Genomic DNA, 20,478 nt, shown 5'->3' with positions numbered 1-20,478 from the left:
CACCTGCTCCTCGTCCGGTCAGGGCTTCGGCGTCAGATCCGCGCTGACGAGCTGGTCGGGAGTCAGGCCGGCCGGAATGGCGTCGGCGTCCTGGAGCAGCTTGATGCTGCCGGCGACCCGCTTCGTGTCGACAGTGCCGACCACGTTGCCGGAGCCTTCCGGCCGGACGAAAGCACTCATCAGGGTGAGCTCGGCGGCGGCGGGGGCGGCCGCCGACGCCGGGACGTTCTTCTGGAGGATCCGGCCGGTCTCGTCCGGGTTGTCGATGCTGTGGACGAGCCCCTTCATCAGGGCCGCGATGAAGCGCTTGGCCAGGTCCGGCTGCTCCTGGGCAATCTTGGTCGTGGTGACCAGCACGTTGCCGTACAGATCGCTCATCACGTCGCTGTAGGGGAGCACGACCGCCTGCTTGCCCTTGGCCACCGCCTCCACCGTCGGCTCGCCCACCACGAACTGACCGATGCCGGCCACGGTGCCGCTCGCCAGCAGGGCGATGAGGTTCGCGGGCGCGCCGTTGACCCAGGTGACCTTCTTCGCGTCGACGCCGGCCAGCTTGGCGTAGGTGGGGAAGAGATTGCGCACCACCGAACCCGGGCTGTCGGCGAGTGTCTTGCCCTCCAGGTCCTTCGGCTTGGCGATCCCGTTGCCTTGGAGGCTGATGAGCGCGGCCATGGTGCGCTGCTGAATTCCGGCCACCACGACGATGCTCTCGGCTCCGCCGTTGCCGCGTGCCAGGAGGAGGCCGGTGAGGTCGACCGGGGCGAACATCGCCGCGCCGGCCTCGATCTTCGCGATGTTGTCGCCCGTACCGCTCCCGGGCTTGATGTCCACGTCAAGCCCGGCCTCGCGGAAGAACCCCTTGTCCTTCGCGACCCAGGCGTACGCGTCCCGCCCGAAGTTGCCAAATGAGGTCAGATAAGTCACCTTTTCTAGTGGTTTAATGCTAGAAGTCGATGTCTGCTGTTGATTGTCAGAATTACTGCAACCAACGACGAACGCGCAGGTCAAGGCGAGAGTGGCGACAGTACGGGTGAGCCTGCTCATGCACCGTTTCCTTTCAGCCGGCGCCGATCGGCCTGCGAAGGACGTCCGGGGGCGGAGCGGGGAGATCATCGGTGAGGTGATGTCGCGGAGCGGCTGTCGCGGACAGCGTACGAGGTGCCTGAGTCCTCAGATGGAATCGCGCTGAATATTACAACAAATGGTATCTGGCCACACAAGACTTCCATTTCTTGTCAATCCGTATACTCTGGTTCGACTGGGTAAAAACCGCAGTCAGATGGAGAGCTGCGCGCATGATTGGGCTGTCCGGGGTTTCCCGCAGTTTCGGTGGACGTTCCGGAGTCGTGGAGGCACTGCGCGGCATCGACCTGACCGTGGCCGAGGGCGAGTTCGTCGCCCTGGTCGGCCGATCAGGATGCGGTAAATCTACACTTCTGAGGCTTATCGCCGGTTTATTGCCGCCGACCGCAGGTGAGATCACGGTCGCCGGCGAGCGGGTCACCAAGGCGCGGCGCGACATCGCGATGCTCTTCCAGCGGCCCGCGCTGCTGCCCTGGCGGTCGGTCATCGACAATGTGCTGCTCCCGGTGGAGATCTTCGGCTGGCGGCGGGCGGCGCATCGTGAGCGCGCCATGCGACTTCTGGAGATGACCGGACTGGCCGGCTTCGAGAAGCGCCTGCCGCACGAGCTGTCCGGCGGCATGCAGCAGCGGGTCTCCCTCTGCCGGTCGCTCATCGGCAACCCCCGGGTGATGTTGATGGACGAGCCGTTCTCCGCGCTCGACGCGATCACCCGTGAGGAACTGTCGGTGGAGTTGCAGCGCGTGCACATGGAGAACGCGTCGACCATCGTCTTCGTCACCCACTCCATCGACGAGGCGGTGCTCCTGGCCGACCGGGTGGTGGTTCTCACGCCGCGTCCGGGACGGATCCGGGAGGTGGTCGACATCCGCATCCCGCGTCCGCGGACCCTGGGGCGCAACGCCCATTTCGAAGAGGTCGCACGATGCAGCGCCGATCTGCACGAGCTGCTGATGGGGTGGGGCACGTCGGCGGTGACCCGGGAGAGAGGACAGTGAGCATGCGCGTGTGCGTCTTCACCGAACCGCATCGCGGCGCCACCTACGACGATCAGCTGCGGATGGCGCGGCTGGCCGAGGACGGCGGGTTCGAGGGCTTCCTCCGCGCCGACCACTACCGGTCCATGGAGCTCGAGGGCGGCCTGCCCGGCCCCACGGACGCCTGGGTGACGCTGGCCGGCCTGGCCAGGGAGACCTCCCGGATCCGGCTGGGCACGCTGGTCTCCTCGGCGACCTTCCGGCTGCCCGGGCCCCTCGCGGTGTCCGTCGCGCAGGTGGACCAGATGAGCGGGGGCCGGGTGGAGCTGGGCCTCGGCACGGGCTGGTACGAGCGGGAGCACACCGCCTACGGCATCCCGTTCCCCCCGCTCGGTGAGCGCTTCGACCGGCTGGAGGAGCAGCTCGCCATCGTCACGGGGCTGTGGGCCACGCCGCCCGGCGCCCGGTTCAGCCACCAGGGGAAGCATTACCGGCTGGTCGACGCCCCTGCCCTGCCCAGGCCGGTGCAGCGGCCCCGGCCGCCGATCATCATCGGCGGCCGCGGACCGAAGCGCACCCCGCGGCTCGCCGCCCGCTACGCCGACGAGTTCAACCTGCCGTTCAGGAACGTGCCGGAGACCGCGGAGGCGTTCGGGCGGGTCGCCGAGGCGCAGGAGCGGATCGGCCGGACTCGGGACGGCCGTGCTCCGCTGGTGCTGTCCGTCGGCGTCGTCGTCGCGATCGGGCGCGACGACGCCGAGGCCCGGCGCCGGGCGGCCCCGCTGCACGTGCCGAGCGCGCTGCCCCCGGAGGATCCGGTGATCGGCTCACCCGCCCAGCTCGTCGACCGGATCGGCGAGTTCGCCGCGATCGGCGCCACCCGGGTGCATCTTCGCCTGCTCGACTTCGCCGACCTCGATCACCTTGAATTGATCGCGGCCAAGGTGCTGCCGCAACTGGACGGCGGGCGTTGACGACTGCCGGGCGTGGGTTCAGAGGTCGGTGAGGAGCTGCTGCATGCGGGCGATCTCAATGCGCTGGTCGGAGTCGACGTGGGTGGCGAACTGGTTGATCTCCGGCTCCAGGCCGCCCTTCTCGGCGTACAGCCGCTCCACCATCTGCAGCGCGCCGGTGTGATGCTGGATCATGTACCGGTAGAAGAGCCGGTCGAACTGCTCGCCCTTGGCCCCCCGAAGCTCGGCGAGCTGGGCCTCGGTGAGCATGCCCGGCATCAGCCGGCCGCCGCCGTGGCCGTGCCCGGAGTCCACGTTGGGCACCTGTTCCAGGCGGTCGCGCAGCCAGCGCACCATCAGGTCCATCTCGTCCCGCTGGGAGATCTCGATGCGCTTGGCGAAACGCGGCAGGCTCGTGCTCTCGGTACGCCCGGCGACCAGGCCGGTCATCTCCAGCGCCTGGGCGTGGTGGCGGATCATCCCCTGCATGAACCGTACGTCCGCGTCGGTGTACCCGGTGTCGGGCTGCTGGATCTCGTCCAGCGGCACCGCCTGGCCGCTCTCGCCTGGCTTTCCCGGCTGCACGACGGTCACCGAGGGCTTGTCGGCCGTGCACCCGGTGACCAGGGCGGTCACGATCAGGAGCGGGGGGACGAGGAGGCGTAACGAGATCATGACGGACGCTCGCTTCAAATGGCAGATATCGGTCATATCCGGAAAATCGGACGAGATATAGCACCGCTCACCAAATTACTTTAGTGTCCGCATAACCGTCGTGCCGAACACCGGCGGTCCGGCCGGACATCCGGTCCTTCCGGGCTGCGGCACGGCGCGTGGGGTCACGCCGAACACCAGAAAAGGAGGGGTGCGACCCATGCAGGAGAGCAGGAGAGCACGACGTCGCGCCGGGTTACGCGGCCTGGCTGTGATCGCCGCGGGGGTGATCTTAGCCGGAATGCTGCCCAGCGCGGCGGTGTTGGCCGAGCCGGCTCCGTCCCAGGTCGACCCGCGGGTGGGCCTGGGGGCCGGATGGCTCGACGCCCAGCAGGCGGCCAGCGGGATCCAGCTCGTCGGCCACCAGAATAGGCCGGAGGGCTTCTATCAGGCTGACAACCCGGGCAATCTAGCACTCGCCAACTCTGACCTCGCATTCGGCGGCAAATACGCGTTCGTCGGAAATTTCCACGGTTTCAACATCTATGACGTCTCCACGCCGTCCCAACCGGTCCTGAAGACCTCCGTGGTCTGCCCGGGCGGCCAGGGCGACATGTCGGTGTACGGCAACCTGCTGTTCATGTCGGTCGAGGAGAACCGCGGCCGGCTCGACTGCGGCACCCAGGGCGCCCCCGGCCCCGTGAACCCCGAGCGCTTCCGCGGCGTACGGATCTTCGACATCAGCGACATCTCCCAGCCGGTCCAGGTGGCCGCGGTGCAGACCTGCCGCGGCTCGCACACGCACAGCGTGGTGACCAGCAAGAACGACCGGGACAACGTCTACGTCTACGTCTCCGGCACCGCGGGGGTGCGCAGCGGCCAGGAACTGGCCGGTTGCGTGAACGCGCCGGCGACCGACGTGAACACCGCCCTGTGGCGGATCGAGGTCATCAAGGTTCCGCTCGCCGCCCCGCAGAACGCGGCGATCGTCAGCCAGCCCCGGGTGTTCACCGACCCGGCGACCGGGGCGATCAACGGCCTGCAGAACACCCCGCCCGCGCCGACGCACCCGTCCGGCGGCCCCTGGTCACCGCAGCCGGTCACCAGCGCCTGCCACGACATCACCTCTTTCCCGGCGCTCAACCTGGCCGCCGGCGCCTGCGCCGGCAACGGCATCCTGCTCGACACCAGCGACCCGGCCAACCCGGTGCGGCTGGACGAGGTCAGCGACCCCAACTTCGCGTACTGGCACTCGGCGACGCTGAGCAACGACGGGAAGAAGGTCGTCTTCACCGACGAGTGGGGCGGCGGCACCGGCGCGCGCTGCCGGGAGAGCGACGAGCTGTCGTGGGGCGCGAACGCCATCTTCGACATCGTGAACGGCAAGATGGAGTTCCGCAGCTACTACAAGATGCCCGCGGTGCAGACCACCACGGAGAACTGCGTCGCGCACAACGGGTCGCTGATCCCGGTGCCGGGGCGGGACATCATGGTCCAGGGCTGGTACCAGGGCGGCGTCTCGGTGTTCGACTTCACCGACTCGACCAAGCCGAAGGAGATCGCGTTCTTCGACCGCGGCCCGATCAGCGCCACCCAGCTGTTCACCGGCGGCATCTGGTCCGCGTACTACTACAACGGCAACGTCTACGGTTCGGAGATCGCTCGCGGTCTGGACGTCTTCGAGCTGACCCCGACCAAGGACCTGGCCAAGGCGGAGATCGCCGCCGCGGCCAAGGTCAAGTACGACGTGTTCAACGCCCAGCACCAGCCGCAGGTGATCCACCAGCCCAGCTTCGAGGTGGTCCGGGCGTACCAGGTGCAGGCTGAGCGGGCCGGCACGATGAAGAAGGGCATCTCCATCGCGGTGGACAAGCTCATCGACTCGGCCGAGCGCATGGCCGGCCGGGGGCTCAAGAAGGTCGCCGCGATCGAGCTGCGCACCGCCGCCAAGCTGCTCAAGACCTCTGACCCGGCCCAGGCCGCCCTGGCCAAGGCGCTCAAGGACCTGGCCAGAGATCTGGACTAGCGGCAGTACGACGCCACGAGGGGCGCCCCCGCCAGGGGCGCCCCTCGTGGCGCCCAAGACGTACATTCAGGAACGTCGGCACGACCATGTGCCTGACATGGGGCCCGGCCCCGGCCGACAGCGGCGCGAAGTACTCCCCGTCGGCAGGCCGAACAAGGACCCGGGCCTGGTGCGGATGGAGCGCTGCGGCATCGACCTCAAGAACCACCGCATCGCCTTCGTCACGGTGAGGCGGGAATGGGGAGGCGACCAGATCGTGATCAAGTGGAAGGGCCGTCCGGTGAAGTGGCAGAACCCGTCCAGGAGACGTGCCTGCACGCCGGCCTGCGGAACGAGGTCTTCGGCAGCCCGTGCGACCCCTCCAACGGCGATCAGAACTGGACGCTCCGACCGGTGTGATCCCCCGTCTCGGCGCTCGGCCAGGGCGCGACCCGGCCGGCTCCTCCCGCGAGGCCCGCAGCGGGGAGGCGGTGATCTCGGCGCGCCGGGCCTCGTCGGTGCCGCAGAGTCAGACATTCGCGATCGTCGTCCGTGACGGTCGCGTCGTCGACGCGGCGCCGATCGCTCGATGGGCGGTGGGGAAGCCCGAGCAGCGGGTCTCCGACTACTATCGGCGCAAAGGCGCGCTGAACTGGGCTGACGATCCAGGTCTGTGATCACGGCCGGTCCCGGCCGCTCTCGTCGTCCAGTGGCCCGCGAGGTACGGCCTCCAGCAGTGAACGCAGCAGTTGTGCGGCGGTGCCGGCGGACACTTGGCCGGGTGTGTTCATGATCTGGGAGGCGAGTCCGTCGACGAACGTGTGCAGGAGCGCCGCCCAGAGCTCGACCTGGGCATCAGGGTGCGGGAGCATGGCCTGGCTCGGCTCGCGGACCGGCTCGTATCCGCGCAGGGCGGCGATGCACTGGCGGTGCAGCGCCCGTTGGTCGTTCCACGCCACAGAGCCTCCTTCCGGAGGGTGCTGACGCTCCCATTCCACGACCGCTGACCAGAGCGCGTATTCCTCGCGCCGCTCGTCGTCCAGCGGCAGCATCTCCTCCACGATCGAGGCGATCTGCTCGACCACCGACCCTTGGGTGCGGGGCCGCTGGGCGCGGGGGAGGACCCGTCGACGGAGGGTGTCGGTGGTGGCCTGGACGACGTAGGCCTGCAATTCGTGCTGATTTCTGAAGTAGTGCCGCAGGGACCCGGTGGACCAGCCGGCCTCGGCGGCGACTCCGCGGACGGTCACGCCGGCAAGGCCTTCGCGCAGGATCACCCGGATGGCGGCCTCGCCGAGCTCGGCCCGTCGCTGGTCGTGATCGACGAGTCGTGGCACGTTCACATACTAACACGCATGTGCTAGTTTAAGTAACACAGGCGTGTTAGTTGCGGCTCCTCGGCTCCCGGAAGGAGACAGGTTTGTCGATCGGGACAATCGGGGCGGTGCTCGGACTGGCCCTGCTCGACACGCTGAGCCCCGCCGTGATCGGGACAACCCTCTATCTGCTGCTGTCCAGGCCACACCGCGTCGGTGCGCTGCTCGGCGTGTACCTCGGATCGGTCGCGATCGCGTACTTCGCCTTGGGCGTCCTGCTCATGCTCGGCCTCGGCGCGGTCGTGCCGCATGTCGACGACACCCCCTGGGCCTGGGGACAGGCCGTCGTCGGCGCGGCGCTCATCGTGGGGAGCTACTTCATCCCCGGCAAGAACGCCCAACGTGCGCCCCTCCGGGCCCGGTCCTTCACCATGCGCTCGATGCTGCTGCTGGGGCTGGCGACCTGGCTGTTCGAGTTCTCCACGGCCGTGCCGTACTTCGGCGCGATCGGCATCATGACCTCCGCCGGCCTGCCCGCCGTCCAATGGTCGCCGCTCCTCGGCGCGTACGTGATCATCATGGTGATTCCAGGCATCCTGCTCTTCGTCGCATGGGCCGCCCTGGGCGAACGGCTGCGTGAACGGTTCGAGCGGTGGCAGAACAAGATCTCCTCCGGATCCCGCGCATTACTGAGCTGGATCGTCTGGATAGCGGGATGCCTGATCCTGCTGGAGGCAGCGGACACACTGTTCACGGAAGTAACCGTCGTCACTCCATGGGGCTAGTGCATCCACTGAACTAGGTAGGGGGTACTCAGGCGCTTTCCGGCCGATCGGCGGACCATCTCGGAAGAGACCTCTTCCAGGAGATGGTGCAGATGTCAGATTTCGAGGTGTTCCGTGCGAGCGCAAGCCCTGACAGGGTCAAGGCGCTGGGCAGGGAGGAGAGCCCGTACACCATCGAGGTGCGCTTCCTCGACGGGCTGAGCGTGACCCAGCAGGCCGCGTTCAAGGCCGCGGCACGCCGGTGGACCAGGGTGATCGTCGGCGACCAGCCTGAGGCGGAGGTCAGTCCGGGCCCCGGGCTCCCGGACGGCGTCACCCCCGGCGAACTGATCGACGACATCGTCATCGTCGCGGAGGGCGCCAAGATCGACGGGCCGGGCACCATCCTCGGCCAGGCCCTGCCGCTCCGGTTCCGGCCGAACGGGCTGCCGCTCGTCGGCCGGATGAGCTTCGACACCGGGGACCTCGACAAGATGGAGGCCGACGGCAGGCTCCACGACGTCATCGCGCACGAGATGGGCCACGTCCTCGGCATCGGCAAGACGGTCTGGCGCAGGCTCGGGCTGCTCGTCGGCGAAGGCACCGCCGAGCCGCTGTTCATCGGACAGCGGGCCGGCCGGGAGTACGGCGCGCTCCTAGGCTCGCTCGAAGCCCACCCGGTCCCGGTCGAGAACGTCGGCGGCTCGGGCAGCGTCGGCAGCCACTGGCGGGAGTCGGTCTTCGGCGAGGAGTTGATGACCAGCAGGATCGGCAACGCGACGGTCCGCCCGCTGAGCAGGCTCACCGCCGCCGCGCTCGCCGACCTCGGCTACGAGGTGGACATGGCGGCGGCAGAGCCGTACGTGCTGCCCACACCCCTGCTGCTTGCCCAGAACCGCGAGCAGCCCGGCGAACTCGTACTCCACTGCGACATCGAGCCGCCGAGCTAGGCGACGGCCCGAGCCGTCCTCGCGCTCACCCGGCGCCCCGATGACGAGCTGGACGCGGCCGTCCCCACAGCGGCCGGATCGCGACGTCGGAGCAGAACTCGTCGTGGTCGCCGGGGCCGCGGTGCGGGAGCCGGGCCCCATACGTGTCGGAAATGCTCCTCACGGTGCCGCACCGGGTGCCGATCGCCGTAGGCGGGCTGCTCGTGGTGAGATGGGATCGGGGAGCCGACCGCCCGCCCGGCGTCTGGGAAGTACCCTTGGCTGATGTTCTCGCCTCAAGGCCCGTCGCTGCGTGAACTGGTGGTCCAGGCACTGTCCTCGGTCGAGCGCGGCTACGACCTGCTGGCCCCGAAGTTCGACCACACGCCTTTCCGCACCCCCGACAGCGTTCTCGACGCCACCGCCGACGCTCTGCGTCCGCTCGGCCCGTTCGGGCACGGACTGGACGTGTGCTGCGGCACCGGCGCGGGCATGCGGATCCTCGAACCCCTGTGCCAGGGACGGATCACGGGCGTCGACTTCAGCGCCGGCATGCTCGCGCAGGCACGCCGGACACACCCCGGCGCCGAGTGGGTGCAGGCCGACGTCCGAGCCCTGCCCTTCGCCGAGGCCTTCGACCTCGCCGTCAGCTTCGGTGCGCTGGGACACTTCCTGCCAGCCGAACGGCCCGGGCTCTTCACCGGGGTGTACCGCGCCTTGCGGCCCGGCGGGCTCTTCGCCTTCCCGATCGGCGCGCCCCCGCCCGTCACGTCGGGCCGGTACTGGGCGCTGCTCGGATTCGACCTGGCCATGCAGGTGCGGAACGCCGTGTGGCGTCCTCCCTTCGTCATGTACTACGGCACCTCCCCGCTGCACGCGGTCCGCACCGACCTGACAGCCGCCGGGTTCACCGTGACGACAGTCCCCTTGACGGCCCTGGGCCGGCGCGAAGACGGCAGCCCGCGGGGCCGGCTCGTCCTCGCGCGCAAAACCTAGGTGCACGGGTGCCGGCGCCCCAGTCGTGGCCGTCGACCAGATCATCAGTCCATGATCACGACGGAACGCAGGGCGGCGCGGATCTCGGCGGCCGGGTCGCCGAGGTGGTAGATCCGCTCCGACGGTTCGATGCCGTCCAGGAACTCCTGGTAGCGGACGGCGTAGGCCAGGTGGGACAGCGGTTCGGCGATCGCGAGTGCTCGGGCCGGGGCGCAGCCGGGCACGTGGGCGGTCCAGGCCTCGATCCAGGCCTCGGTGGCGGCGGGTCGTCTGGCGGGGGGAAGCCAGTCGCGGGCCCGTATCCCGTCCAGCACCGGGTCGCCGAAGTGCGCGTCGGCGAAGTCCACCACGGCAGGCGGGCCGCCGTCGCTGCGCCAGTTTCCCGGATGGAAGTCGCCGTGCACGATCGTGTCGGGCAGGCCGCACTCGGCCAGCATGGGCCACCGCTCGACCAGCTCGTACGCTCCCGCCAGCTCCTCGGCGGTCAGCTCGCGGCCCACGTCGCCGGCGAGCAGGTCGCGGACCCGGTCGGCGACGACGGGCCCGCGCCGGTCCGGTAACCCGGGCGGGATCGCGCCCGCCAGACGGGCCTGCGCCGCGACCAGTCGCGTCACAGCGCTTTCGACGATTTCGACGGGGGCGTCCCAGCAGTCCTCGCCGGGAAGGTGCTCCAGCAGGATCCGCCGCGGTCCCGACGCCACGACCGCGGGAACCAGGCCCGGGTCCAGAGCCGCGAACGCGCCGATGACGGCGGCCTCGTCGGTGGCGAAGTGCGGCGTGGCCTTCAGCCATACAGGGCCTCGAGCGGTGGGCAGGAGGAACAGCCCGGCCAGATTCCAGGTCCTGCGCTGCCGGATCGGCCCGGTCAGCGGCCGCCCGGCCGCCCTGAGCGCGTCCGCCGCCCAGCTCAACAGCTCCCGCAGCCCGTCGATCCGCGCCCACGGCGCCCGCAGCCGCTCGGGCCTGACCAGCACCGCCTGATCGGCCGGCAGCGGAGCCGTCAGCCGCGCCGGCGCGGGCCGCTCCAGCGCTTCGACGTGATAGGTCACATGGCCACCGCGTCCGCCTTCGCCGCCGTCCACGCCCAACAGGCGCAGCACCAGCACGTCCACGCCGAGCGCTTGGCGCAGGTGCGCCACGACCGGCTCCACATCGGCCCACCACGGCACATCCACCCCGAAGGGGCCGATGACACCGAGCTGATCCTCACCCGATGTGACCCATGCGCTGACCGTCCTGTCCATTCGCTCAGTGTGATCGCTCCCCGTGATGTCCGCCACGGAATATCCGTGCCCTCCTGGCGAGCGTTCACGTCGTCCTTGCCCGACGTCGGGCGGAAATGCGATGCTGCTCCCCGCGCCTGCTGGATCATGACCGAGGGGAGCGCGGATGGGTGACCTCCGGCCGTCGTCATGGGGCGTTCTGTCGCGGGCCGAGCCGTACAGCGACTGCTTCGGCTACGACCGGGGCACGCCCATCGACCGCGGTCACATCGAGGCGTTCCTCACGGCCAACGCGGGGCTGATCCGGCCGCCGCTGCTGGAGGTCGGCGAGGACGTCTACGCGCGCCGGTTCGCGGGCGAAGCGGCGCAGACCGACGTCGTGGACATCGACCCGGGCAACGAGGACGCGACGCTGATCGCAGACCTGTCCGAGCCCGGGTCCCTGCCGGCCGCGCGCTACCGCTGCGTCCTGCTCGTCCAGACCCTCCAGTACGTACGGGATCCGCGCGCCGCGCTGGCCAACGTGCGGCGCAGCCTGGCACCAGGCGGCAGCCTGCTGGTGACCGTGCCGGGGATCAGCAGGACCGACCCCGTCGACGACGCCCTCATGGCCGACCGGTGGCGGTTCACCCCGGCGGGGCTGCGCGACCTCCTGGCCGGGGTGTTCGGCCCCGAGCACGTCCACAGCCGAGGGTACGGCGGGCTGCGCAGCGCCACCGCCTTCCTCTACGGCCTGGCCGCCGAGGAGACCGGCCCGCTGGACGACGACACGGAGGACGGCGAGTTCCCCGTCGTCGTCTGCGCCACCGCGCGGGCCGCGGCATGACCCCCGGCACGCTGCTCAGCGACGGAGCGGCCGAGGACCTGATCGCGGCCGCGGTCCGCGCCCTGCGGCGGCTGTGCGCGGGGGAGGGGAACGCGCGTCACCTGCGGGCGCCGCCCGTCCTCGACGCCGCGGTGGCGAAGCGGGCGGGGTACGCCACGTCGTTCCCCCACCTGCTCGCCGAGGTCAGCCAGGGCGGCGCCACCACGGACCTGGTGCTGACGCCCGCGGCCTGCTACCACGTCTATCCGCTCTACGAGGGGCGCGTCTTGGACGGGCCGGAGGAACTGAGCGTGCTCGCCGCCTGCTACCGGCAGGAGGCCACCTCGGAGCCCGGCCGCCTCAGGTCCTTCCGCATGTTCGAGGCGGTCCGGCTCGGCACCGCCGAGCAGTGCCTGACCTGGCGTGACGACCGGCTCGACCGGCTGACCCGCTGGTTGGGGACGCTCGGCGTGCCGTGCGAGGCGCGCCCGGCGAACGACCCGTTCTGGGGACGGCCGGGCAAACTGCTCGCCGACGCGCAGCTGGCCGACGAGCTGAAGTGGGAACTCGCCGTCGACGTCGCCGACGGCACCCGCCAGGCCGTCGTGTCGGTGAACTACCACAAGGAGCACTTCGGGGCGGTGTTCGGCATCACGGCCGACGACGGGACACCCGCGCACACCGCCTGCGTCGGCTTCGGCCTGGAACGGCTCCTGCTGGCCCTGCGGCACGCGCACGGCCCGGACATGGACCGCTGGCCCACCCTCTGAGACACCCTCCGGGACCGGTCAGGCCGCCTCGCGCAGCGTCGCGCGGACGGCCTCGCCCAGCTCGGCGAGCCGGTGCAGGGGCAGCTCCAGAGCGGTGACCCCGTCGGCCCAGGGCGCGGCCCGCAGGACGATGTCACGGGCCTCGCGTTTGGTCAGCCCGCCGGTGGCCGCCGCGATCAGCGCCTCCCGCCAGGTGTTGACCAGCTTGCCGTGCGCCCGGTCGAGGAGTCTGCGCAGCAGCAGGCCGGCCGGGTCGCCGCCGGGCGGACGGCGTACGGCGTCGACGACCGCCCCCCGCACCGTGACGTCGTAGAGCGGCTCCAGCGATGCGGCGAGCTCCGTCATCTCGCCCAGCGGTTCGGCCGTGAAGGCCCGGACGTGATCGGCGCGGGCGGCGAGCAGCAGCCGGGGCAGCGCCGCCTCCAGCCCGGCGGGCACGGCGACGGCCACCCGCTCCGGCGAGGCGGCGTACGGCTTGGCGAGCCAGGTGCCGAGACGCACCCGCGGCGTACGCGGCGCGAACCCGGCGGGCCAGTCGCCCACCAGCAGGCCGGGGTCGAAATCGGCGGCCCGCGCGAGCAGCCGCTCGTCGCCGGAGCCGGCCTTGCTCTCCACCGACTGCGGCCCATGGGTGTAGATGGCGGCGGCGAACCGCTCCACCCGGGCCGCCACGGCCGGCTTGGTCTTCGTCGTGGGCCGCAGGATGTACAGGTCGGCGGCCGAGCCGATGGCCTCCGCCCCGAAATAGCGGTTGAGGTCGGGATACATCGCCTCATAGGCAAGATTGAGCTCGTGCAGGGAGTTCTGCACCTTCAGGGCGAGCATCGGCGTCCGCTCGCTGGCCCCGTACGCCAGCATCACGCGCCCCTGCTCCGGGTCGCGCAGCCCCTCCACGCACCGGGCGACGAACAGGCCGACGCCCTCCGGGGTGTAGGGCGGGTCGGTCACGGCCACGTCGGCATAGCCGTGCAGGGAAGGCGGCAGCCCGAGCCGCAGGTCCGTCCACCGTGTGCGCACCGACAGGCCGAGGTCGGCCGCACAGCGGTCGATGTAGGCCAGGATGCGCTCGTCGACGTCGGTCACCGCGATCTCGGCGTCGGGGTGGAGGGAGGCGATGGCCAGCGACGTCAGGTCGTGGTCGCCGACGCACAGCATGCGCGCCCCGTGCGGCCAGAGGCGGGCGCCGACCAGCAGCGCCCGCCGCACCACGGTCTCCGGCGTGGCGGAGACGTGGTCCAGCGCCTGCTGGGCGCGCGGCGCGCCCGCGATCAGCTTCGCCATCCGCTCCACGACGCCGGCGTGGCCGGCCAGGAGGTGGTCGACCGGTCCCGCCGGTCTGACGGGGCGGTGATCGCCCCCGAGCAGCCCGCGCACCCGCTGGGGCGACAGGCGGAAGCGGTCGCCCGAGCGCTCCGGATCGAGCTCGCGGAGCAGGGCCTCGACCGAGCGCCTCGACGTGGCCGTCCGGCGCACCAGGTCGGGCAGCCGCCACCACGAGCCGTCGGCCAGCACGGACAGGACTTCGGCGGCGCGCCTGGGGTCGAGTCCGGTGGCCGCCGCCAGGTCGCCTACATTCTGCTCCGGTTCCACAGCGGAAACCTTAGTGGATCTTCGTGATCATGCGGGGGCGGGCCACCAGCGCTCGACCGTCTCACGCGTGGCCGCGAAGTGGTCGGCGGCGTACCGGACCGCGGCCTCCGTGCCCTCCCCCCGTGGGCGCGGGCCCCCGTCCGGCAGGACGCGGGCGGCCGTGTCCAGGAAGCCGGAGATGTCGTCGTCCGTCAGCGCCGCCGACGGCATGAAGCGCTGGCCGTACGCCATCGGGTAGCCGCTCTCCCGCAACGCCGCGAAGAAGCGCCGCCCCTGCTCCGGATCGGCGAAGACGACGTCGAACATGGTCGGCCAGGACCGCGCCCACGCCGCCACCGACGCCTGCTCGAACAGGCGGTCCAGTCCGTGCATGAGCCGCTCGCCCGCCGCGCGCATCGCCGCGATCGCGGCCCCGCCGGCGCTGGCGTCCAGCGTCGCCAGCGCCGCCGCGAACGGCGTCGTCTCCCGCTGGTAGGTGTTGCCGAGATGCGTGCGGCGCGCCGCCGCCATGACCTCGGCGTCGCCGGCGACGGCCGAGAGCGCGAAGCCGTTGGCCAGGCCCTTGCTCAGCGTGATCAGGTCGGGGTGCACCCCGGCGGCGGCGTGGTAGCCGCCCCAGGCGTAGCGGAAACCGGTCATGACCTCGTCCACGATCAGCAGGCCGCCGTGGGCGCGGGTGACGCGCTCGACCTCGCGGGCGAACGCGGGCGGGAAGACGTTCACCTCAGGCGTCACGATCACCGCGGCCAGGTCGCCGCGCCGCCGGATCAGCCGGTCGAGCACGTCCAGGTCGTAGCCGAAGTCCGCGGTGTCGGGATCGCGCTCGGGCAGCGCCATCTCGGGGCGGTACTGCAGCTGCCAGTCGTGCCAGCCGTGGTAGCCGGAGGTGAGCACCGTGCGGGCGCCGGTGTGCAGCCGGGCCAGGCGGACGGCGGCCGTCGTGGCGCACGACCCCGTGCGGAAGAACTCGACCGACTGCGCGCACGGGAAGATCTCGACGACGCGGCGGGCCACCTCCTCGCGCAGCGGCGAGGTCGCCTCCGGCAGCACGCCGCCGCGCTCCAGCTCCGCGATCGCCGCCGCCACCACGGGCCGGTAGCCGGCGCCGAGCGGGGCGGCGCCGGAGCAGGACGACAGGTCCACGTGGCAGCGGCCCTGCGTGTCCCACACCTGCGCCCCGGACGCCCGCTCGAACGCCGGCCCCGAGGCGGGCAGCGCCAGCGCGCTCGCCTGCCCGTCCGGTCCGGCGAGCGGGGTCGTGGGCCTGGCGGCTGTGCGGGCCATGGGTCTCCCTCGAGTCAGATCGAAGCCGTTGCGAGGTCCCGGGCGATCCGCCGGGCGATTCTGGACGCGTTCGCCAGAATGGTCAGCGTCGGGTTCACACCCCCGGGATAGGGGAAGAATCCGCCGTCCACCACATAGACGTTTTCCTGGTCGTGGATCCGGCCGCCGGCGTCCACCACGGAGGTGCGCGGATCGTCTCCGGCCCGGCATCCGCCGTGCAGATGGCGGCTGCCACGTTCGTATCCGGACGCTTCGAGCCTGATATCGGTTGCTCCAGCGGAAACGAGCAGTTTTGTGGCTTGTTCGGCAAGGTAATGGAGCCGTGCCGCATCTAATGGGTGCGTTTCGTACTCCATCAGCAGTTGTCGTGCGCCGAGTCCGTTTCTCTTGTTGGAAAGGCGGACCCTGTTTCGCCACATCGGCTGGTCGGCGGCCAGATAGTGCACGCGCAGCGGCATTTTCCCGTCGCGCGGGGCGCGTTCCGCGGGGCTGGCCTCGTACAGGATGCCGCCCAATCCCTTGGGGCAGGAGTCGTCGAGGTAGTGGTCGGAGAAGGACACGGTCGAGAACGGCCCGCCGCAGCCGTGGACGGCCCGCGCGGGCGCGGCGACCGTGCCGGACGCGTAGCCGCTGACCTTGAAGCACAGGCCGCGGCCCACGACGTCGTGGCGGTTGCCGAGCCCCGTGGGCGACCAGCGCGAAGGCGAGCGCAGGAGCAGGGCCGAGGACTGCACGGCGTTCGCGGCCAGCACCACGCACCGGGCCCGCGTCGTACGCCGCACGTTGGCGCGCTGGTCGAGCCATTCGATCGCGCCCGCCCTGTCGCAGGCGGCGGCGTGCACCCGCAGCGCCCTGCCGCCGGTGGCGACCACGAGCGAGCCGTCCTCGACGGCCGGGTCCAGCAGCGTGGAGACGAGGTCCGCCTTCGCGCCGGAAGGGCAGGCGTGCTCGTTGCACGGGCCGCAGCGGTGGCAGGCGGGCCGGTCGCGGTAGGGGGCGGAGTTGATGAGCAGGGGCGTCGGGAAGGGGCGCAGGCCCAGGCGGCGTCCGGCGCCGGCGAGCAGGCGGCCGTGCGGGCTGTAGGCGTGGGGCGGCAGCGGGGGAGCGGCGCCGTCGGGTTCGAGCGGGTCGGCGCCCCTGGTCCTGGCCATGCCCATCAGGCGCTCGACCTCGTCGTAGTGCTCGCGCAGGTCGGCGTAGGCGATGGGCCAGCGGGGGTCGAGGGCGTCGTCGGCGACGTGGGCGCGGGCGTCGAAGTCGACGTGTCTGAGCCGGAAGCCGATGCCGGCGAACAACCCCATCCCGCCGCCCAGGCCCCGCGCCGACCACGGCCGTCCGGTGAGGGTGGGCCGGCGGTGTCCTGACCGGACGAGCGCGGGCTCCCAGCCGGGTTCGAGAGTTTCGAGCGTCGCGCCCGCGCCGATCCGCTCGCCCTCTTCCAGCAGCAGCACCCGCAGGCCGCTGCGGGCCAGGAGGTGGGCCGTCACGGCTCCGCCGGGGCCGCTGCCGACGACGCACACGTCGGCCGACCGGAAAACGGCCGAGCTGTGTCGCACCGCATTCACCCGCACCCCCGACTGTCCCATTTCTCGCAATAGCCGCAGGTTAACAACGAACCCGGCGCTCACGTCAACAGCCAACCATTACGAGTTGTCACGAACACATGACACAAAGCATCTAATTGAAAGATTGAGCACAGCCTGACCATTGCGCGGGTTATGGACTGAACGGATCTTGTGTGCTCTTATATGGCACTTGCGGGCCGACGTCCACAGGGGCGCAGGTTCGCACCGGTGGCCGTCTCACACACCGGGGGTAATGTGGGAGTTCAGCTGGACCGTGAAAGTGAAGAGCCGCGCCGCGTTTTCGCGGTGCACATCAAGCTTCTGAAAAGGGGAGACTCGCCGCGCGTCCTGGGAATGGACGACGACCACGTCCGCCGGCTGGCCGAGGTCGACGCCGAGCTTCCCCCGATCCTGGTCCACCGCGAGACCATGCGGGTGATCGACGGGATGCACCGCCTGGGCGCCGCGATACTCAACGGCCGCCAGATGATCGACGTGCGGTTCTTCGAGGGCAGCGACGAGGCCGCCTTCCTGGCCGCCGTGCGGGCCAACACCACGCACGGGCTGCCGCTGTCGCTCCAGGACCGGCGCGTGGCCGCCCTGCGCATCATCGAGTCCCACCCGAGCATGTCCGACCGGGCGATCGCCGAGGTCGCGGGCCTGTCAGCGAAGACGATCAGCAATCTCCGCCGGTGTTCAACCGCGGATTCTCCACAGTTGAACGGCCGCGTCGGCAAGGACGGCCGCCGCCGCCCGCTGAACGCCGAGGAGGGGCGGCTGCGCGCGGCCCGCGTGATCGCCGCCAACCCGGACGCCTCCCTGCGCAAGATCGCCCAGGACGCCGCCGTGTCGGTCGGCACCGCCCACGCCGTACGCCAGCGGATCCGGCGCGGTGAGGACCCCATGGCGCCCCGCACGATCCCCCAGCGGCCCGCCGGCGACCCCGCGCCCGCGCCGCCCCCCGAGTCCGCCGCCAGGAGGGGCCCCGAGCGCCGCCGCGACGACCAGCGGACCGACGCGCTCCTGCGGCTGCAGTCGCTCCAGCGCGACCCGTCGCTGCGACTGTCGGAGGCGGGCAGGCACCTGCTGCGTTGGATGCACAGCCACGTGATGGCCAAGGACATGCGGCCGGACCTGCTGGACGCGGTGCCCTCGCACCTGGCCCCCATCGTCGCCGACATGGCGCTGCAGTGCGCCGAGATCTGGATCGACTTCGCCCACGACGTCAGGGAACGGCTGCGGGACCAGGCAGAGGAGCGGCAGTGGAACGGCTGACGCGCCGATCGGCGCCGTTCACCGGCCAGAGCACCGGATCGGGGCCCGCCACCCGCGGGCAGGTGTCCATGTGGCTCGACATCACCGACAAGGACCCGCGCGAGGCGTTCTTCAACCCCTCAGGCGAGGTCGAGGTGCCCTCCGGGCTCACCGTCGAGGACGTGCTGGACGAGCTCGGCGCGCTGATGTGCCGGCACGAGTCGCTGCGCACCTTCCTGACCGCCGGCCCGGACGGCGAGCTGACGCAGACGGTGACCGGCTCGGGCCGGCTGCCCGTGGACCTCGCCGACCTCGGGCCCGGCGGAGCCGGGATGTGGGAGGCGCTCGCCGAGCGGCGGCGAGTGGTCGAGCGGTTGCCGTGGGACCTGTCCGCCGAGCTGCCGTTGCGGCCCACCGTCTTCCACGCCGCCGGTGAGCCCCTGGCCGTCCTGCTGAGCGTGGCGCACACGGCCGCGGACGGCACGGGGATGAGCAACCTCGTCGCCGACCTGGCCGCGATGGTCGAGGCGCGGGCCAAGGGGCTGGACCGGCCGCCGCCGCCCGCCGCCCGGCAGCCCCTCGAACAGGCCCGCTACGAGAGCTCTCCCGAGGGTGAGCGCCGGCTGGCCGCCGCGCTGGACCACTGGCGGGCCAAGCTGGACACGGTGCCGCACACGATGTTCCCCACGCCCGTCGAGCCGGGACCGCCTGCCTACCACGCGGCGGTGCTCTACTCCAGGGCCGCCGACCTCGCCCTGAACCTCCAGGCCCTGCGGCATGACGTCAGCGGGACGGCGGTGCTGCTCGCGGCCACGGCGCTGGTGCTCGGCGCGTACACCGGGATGCCGGCCTGCGCCATGCGGCTCATCTGCGCCAACCGCACCCAGGAGACCGAGCGGCGCGCGGTCGCCTGCATGATCCAGGGCACGCTCGTCTCGCTCGACCTGGGTGGGAGCGACTTCGGCGACGTCGTCAGGCGCGCCTGGACGGCCTCCCTCCGCGCCTACCGCCACGGCCTGTACGACAAGCGGGAGCTGCGCCGGATCATCCGGGCGGCGGAGGAGCGGCGCGGCGTGCGGCTCGACCTGTCGTGCGTGTTCAACGACATGCGCGAGGAGACCCGCCCGGACCGCCGGCTGACCGGCCCGACCGGCGAGGTGGAGGTGCGGGCCGCGCTGAAGGACAGCGTGTTCCGGCCGGAGCCCGCCGTGGAGCAGGAGAAGTTCGCCCTCTACGCCGAGGACACCGCGGAGATGCTGCGGCTGACCCTGCACGCCGACGCCCGTCACCTGGACGCGGGAGCCGTGCGCGAGGTGCTGTTCGGCATCGAGCGGCTGCTGGTCGAGTCGGCCTTCGGCGACGTCCGCCCGGACGAGGTCGGCGCGCTGCTCGGCCTCGCCCGGGCGCGGCCGTCGACGGCGGGAGACGCGCGATGAGCACCCAGGCCACGCTCGTCCCTGACGACACCCTGCGCCGGCTGTCGCTGGTCCCGGACGAGGTCAGGGATTTCGAGGTGCCGTGGAGCTCGGCCGAACGGGACTACGGCCTGCCGCGGGACGTGCTGCGCGCGATGCTCGCCGCCGGATTGGGCGATGGCGCCGGCTTCGACCATTTCGACCTGCTCAACGTCTCGCTCGACCTGGGCGTGCGGTCCCTGTGGACGTTCGGCCCGGCCGGCTGGGCGAAGGGCCTGCGGGCACCCGCGGGGACCGTCGTGCATGCCGAGGTCGAGTACGTTCCGGAGTGCGCGCACCAGCCGGGTCACGACTGCGACTTCCAGGTTCTGCTGCCCACCGGATGGGTGCCCTGCGCCGGCGGCCCGGCCGTCGCCCGCTTCGAACTGCCCACCTCCTGGCCCCCGCCGCGGCCCGCGGCCGCCGAACTGCTCGAGGAGTTCGGCCGGACCAGCTTCGTCCGCCTGCCCATGAGGGTCGGCCTGGACCCGGGGTTCGTCGAGCGGACCGGCATCGCGGACTGCACGGGCGGCTCGCTCTTCCTGGTCCGGGAGGGGCGCCGCCGCGGCCTGTCCATCCGGCTGGCCCAGGGCGTGATCCTCTCGCCGCCGTTCTCCGTCCTGCACTACTGGGTGGAGATCGAGAGCGACGGCGTGTGGGTGCCGCACGACCCGCTGATCGTGGGGGCGATGCTCCGCTGGAGGCTGCTCGACCCCATCGAGTGGGACGTGCTGCGCTCCACCGGGGCCGTCCTCGCCCGCATCTCGGGGGAGATGGGGCCCGTCGGCCTGGACGCCGGCCACCCGGCCGGGGTTTCCTTCGCGACCGCTGTGCGGATCGGATCGAGAGGATGACA

Annotated in this window: 19 protein-coding genes; 12 read left to right on the top strand and 7 right to left on the bottom strand. The window is 71.3% G+C overall.

Annotated elements, in window-relative coordinates:
• Positions 1–18: 18 nt before the first annotated feature.
• A complete protein-coding gene (locus ID574_RS15785; protein WP_223166730.1) occupies positions 19–924 on the bottom strand; it encodes an ABC transporter substrate-binding protein in 906 nt (301 codons plus the stop codon).
• A 422-nt stretch (positions 925–1,346) separates the two neighbouring features.
• On the opposite strand from ID574_RS15785, the gene ID574_RS15780 reads away from it, so the two are divergent.
• Complete coding sequence (locus ID574_RS15780) at positions 1,347–2,081, top strand: ABC transporter ATP-binding protein (RefSeq protein WP_223166729.1); 735 nt, start codon at positions 1,347–1,349, stop codon at positions 2,079–2,081.
• A gap of 2 nt (positions 2,082–2,083) precedes the next feature.
• Positions 2,084–3,034, top strand: coding sequence for an LLM class F420-dependent oxidoreductase (locus ID574_RS15775; RefSeq protein WP_188190252.1), 951 nt, complete (start codon positions 2,084–2,086; stop codon positions 3,032–3,034).
• Between the two features lie 18 nt (positions 3,035–3,052).
• On the opposite strand, the gene ID574_RS15770 is transcribed toward ID574_RS15775, so the two are convergent.
• On the bottom strand, positions 3,053–3,688 hold the full coding sequence (locus ID574_RS15770; RefSeq protein ID WP_188189656.1) for a DUF305 domain-containing protein: 636 nt from the start codon (positions 3,686–3,688) through the stop codon (positions 3,053–3,055).
• 199 nt (positions 3,689–3,887) lie between these two features.
• On the opposite strand from ID574_RS15770, the gene ID574_RS15765 reads away from it, so the two are divergent.
• Together ID574_RS15765 and ID574_RS15760 are read left to right on the top strand one after the other, a co-directional pair.
• Positions 3,888–5,693: an LVIVD repeat-containing protein gene (locus ID574_RS15765; RefSeq protein ID WP_188189655.1), complete on the top strand. Its 1,806-nt coding sequence runs from the start codon at positions 3,888–3,890 to the stop codon at positions 5,691–5,693.
• Positions 5,694–6,163: 470 nt separating this feature from the next.
• Complete coding sequence (locus tag ID574_RS15760; RefSeq protein WP_188189654.1) at positions 6,164–6,349, top strand: hypothetical protein; 186 nt, start codon at positions 6,164–6,166, stop codon at positions 6,347–6,349.
• On the opposite strand, the gene ID574_RS15755 is transcribed toward ID574_RS15760, so the two are convergent.
• Positions 6,350–7,009 (bottom strand): TetR/AcrR family transcriptional regulator, encoded by a 660-nt coding sequence (locus tag ID574_RS15755; RefSeq protein ID WP_188189653.1) that lies wholly within the window; start codon positions 7,007–7,009, stop codon positions 6,350–6,352.
• A gap of 83 nt (positions 7,010–7,092) precedes the next feature.
• Here ID574_RS15755 and ID574_RS15750 point away from each other — a divergent pair, with 83 nt between their 5' ends.
• The 3 genes from ID574_RS15750 to ID574_RS15740 all read left to right on the top strand — a co-directional run bounded on the left by ID574_RS15750 (position 7,093) and on the right by ID574_RS15740 (position 9,677).
• Positions 7,093–7,773: a GAP family protein gene (locus ID574_RS15750; RefSeq protein ID WP_188189652.1), complete on the top strand. Its 681-nt coding sequence runs from the start codon at positions 7,093–7,095 to the stop codon at positions 7,771–7,773.
• 92 nt (positions 7,774–7,865) lie between these two features.
• Positions 7,866–8,702: a leishmanolysin-related zinc metalloendopeptidase gene (locus tag ID574_RS15745; protein WP_188189651.1), complete on the top strand. Its 837-nt coding sequence runs from the start codon at positions 7,866–7,868 to the stop codon at positions 8,700–8,702.
• A 264-nt stretch (positions 8,703–8,966) separates the two neighbouring features.
• The gene (locus ID574_RS15740) at positions 8,967–9,677 is read left to right on the top strand and encodes a class I SAM-dependent DNA methyltransferase (protein WP_188189650.1); all 711 of its coding nucleotides are present in this window, start codon (positions 8,967–8,969) and stop codon (positions 9,675–9,677) included.
• A gap of 44 nt (positions 9,678–9,721) precedes the next feature.
• On the opposite strand, the gene ID574_RS15735 is transcribed toward ID574_RS15740, so the two are convergent.
• A complete protein-coding gene (locus tag ID574_RS15735; protein ID WP_188189649.1) occupies positions 9,722–10,921 on the bottom strand; it encodes an aminoglycoside phosphotransferase family protein in 1,200 nt (399 codons plus the stop codon).
• 145 nt (positions 10,922–11,066) lie between these two features.
• Between ID574_RS15735 and ID574_RS15730 the strand changes: the two genes are divergently transcribed.
• Together ID574_RS15730 and ID574_RS15725 are read left to right on the top strand one after the other, a co-directional pair.
• Positions 11,067–11,726: a class I SAM-dependent methyltransferase gene (locus tag ID574_RS15730; protein ID WP_188189648.1), complete on the top strand. Its 660-nt coding sequence runs from the start codon at positions 11,067–11,069 to the stop codon at positions 11,724–11,726.
• Complete coding sequence (locus tag ID574_RS15725) at positions 11,723–12,475, top strand: class-II aminoacyl-tRNA synthetase family protein (RefSeq protein WP_188189647.1); 753 nt, start codon at positions 11,723–11,725, stop codon at positions 12,473–12,475. Before ID574_RS15730 ends, ID574_RS15725 begins: the two co-directional genes overlap by 4 nt.
• Before the next feature lie 18 nt (positions 12,476–12,493).
• Here the strand turns inward: ID574_RS15725 and ID574_RS15720 are convergent, their stop codons facing one another.
• Genes ID574_RS15720 through ID574_RS15710 form a run of 3 tightly spaced genes read right to left on the bottom strand, consistent with a single transcriptional unit; the run spans position 12,494 to position 16,905 of the window.
• Positions 12,494–14,065 carry a bis-aminopropyl spermidine synthase family protein gene (locus ID574_RS15720; RefSeq protein ID WP_223166728.1) on the bottom strand — a complete coding sequence of 524 codons (1,572 nt, stop codon included), beginning with the start codon at positions 14,063–14,065 and terminating at the stop codon, positions 12,494–12,496.
• 27 nt (positions 14,066–14,092) lie between these two features.
• Entirely contained in the window at positions 14,093–15,349 is a 1,257-nt protein-coding gene (locus ID574_RS15715; RefSeq protein WP_188189646.1) for an aminotransferase class III-fold pyridoxal phosphate-dependent enzyme, read from the bottom strand.
• 14 nt (positions 15,350–15,363) lie between these two features.
• On the bottom strand, positions 15,364–16,905 hold the full coding sequence (locus ID574_RS15710) for an FAD-dependent oxidoreductase (protein WP_188189645.1): 1,542 nt from the start codon (positions 16,903–16,905) through the stop codon (positions 15,364–15,366).
• A 315-nt stretch (positions 16,906–17,220) separates the two neighbouring features.
• Between ID574_RS15710 and ID574_RS15705 the strand changes: the two genes are divergently transcribed.
• From ID574_RS15705 to ID574_RS15695, 3 genes are read left to right on the top strand one after another with little or no spacing between them, the layout of a single operon-like run.
• A complete protein-coding gene (locus ID574_RS15705) occupies positions 17,221–18,189 on the top strand; it encodes a ParB N-terminal domain-containing protein (RefSeq protein ID WP_223166727.1) in 969 nt (322 codons plus the stop codon).
• Positions 18,177–19,604 carry a condensation domain-containing protein gene (locus tag ID574_RS15700; protein WP_188189643.1) on the top strand — a complete coding sequence of 476 codons (1,428 nt, stop codon included), beginning with the start codon at positions 18,177–18,179 and terminating at the stop codon, positions 19,602–19,604. The genes ID574_RS15705 and ID574_RS15700 overlap by 13 nt, the downstream gene beginning before the upstream one ends.
• Positions 19,601–20,476 (top strand): hypothetical protein, encoded by an 876-nt coding sequence (locus ID574_RS15695; RefSeq protein WP_188189642.1) that lies wholly within the window; start codon positions 19,601–19,603, stop codon positions 20,474–20,476. Before ID574_RS15700 ends, ID574_RS15695 begins: the two co-directional genes overlap by 4 nt.
• Positions 20,477–20,478: the final 2 nt, after the last annotated feature.

Source organism: Nonomuraea sp. SYSU D8015, assembly GCF_008065375.1.
In the GTDB taxonomy this organism is placed as follows: Bacteria; Actinomycetota; Actinomycetes; order Streptosporangiales; family Streptosporangiaceae; genus Nonomuraea.
This window is presented reverse-complemented; position numbering and strand designations above follow the sequence as displayed.

Bases quoted from the DNA above. Each gene is read 5' to 3' on its own strand.
- ID574_RS15725 (WP_188189647.1), top strand. From the start codon at position 11,723: ATGACCCCCGGCACGCTGCTCAGCGACGGAGCGGCCGAGGACCTGATC.
- ID574_RS15775 (WP_188190252.1), top strand. From the start codon at position 2,084: ATGCGCGTGTGCGTCTTCACCGAACCGCATCGCGGCGCCACCTACGAC.
- ID574_RS15730 (WP_188189648.1), top strand. From the start codon at position 11,067: ATGGGTGACCTCCGGCCGTCGTCATGGGGCGTTCTGTCGCGGGCCGAG.
- ID574_RS15740 (WP_188189650.1), top strand. From the start codon at position 8,967: ATGTTCTCGCCTCAAGGCCCGTCGCTGCGTGAACTGGTGGTCCAGGCA.
- ID574_RS15735 (WP_188189649.1), bottom strand. From the start codon at position 10,921: ATGGACAGGACGGTCAGCGCATGGGTCACATCGGGTGAGGATCAGCTC.
- ID574_RS15715 (WP_188189646.1), bottom strand. From the start codon at position 15,349: ATGGCCCGCACAGCCGCCAGGCCCACGACCCCGCTCGCCGGACCGGAC.
- ID574_RS15695 (WP_188189642.1), top strand. From the start codon at position 19,601: ATGAGCACCCAGGCCACGCTCGTCCCTGACGACACCCTGCGCCGGCTG.
- ID574_RS15765 (WP_188189655.1), top strand. From the start codon at position 3,888: ATGCAGGAGAGCAGGAGAGCACGACGTCGCGCCGGGTTACGCGGCCTG.
- ID574_RS15770 (WP_188189656.1), bottom strand. From the start codon at position 3,688: ATGATCTCGTTACGCCTCCTCGTCCCCCCGCTCCTGATCGTGACCGCC.
- ID574_RS15745 (WP_188189651.1), top strand. From the start codon at position 7,866: ATGTCAGATTTCGAGGTGTTCCGTGCGAGCGCAAGCCCTGACAGGGTC.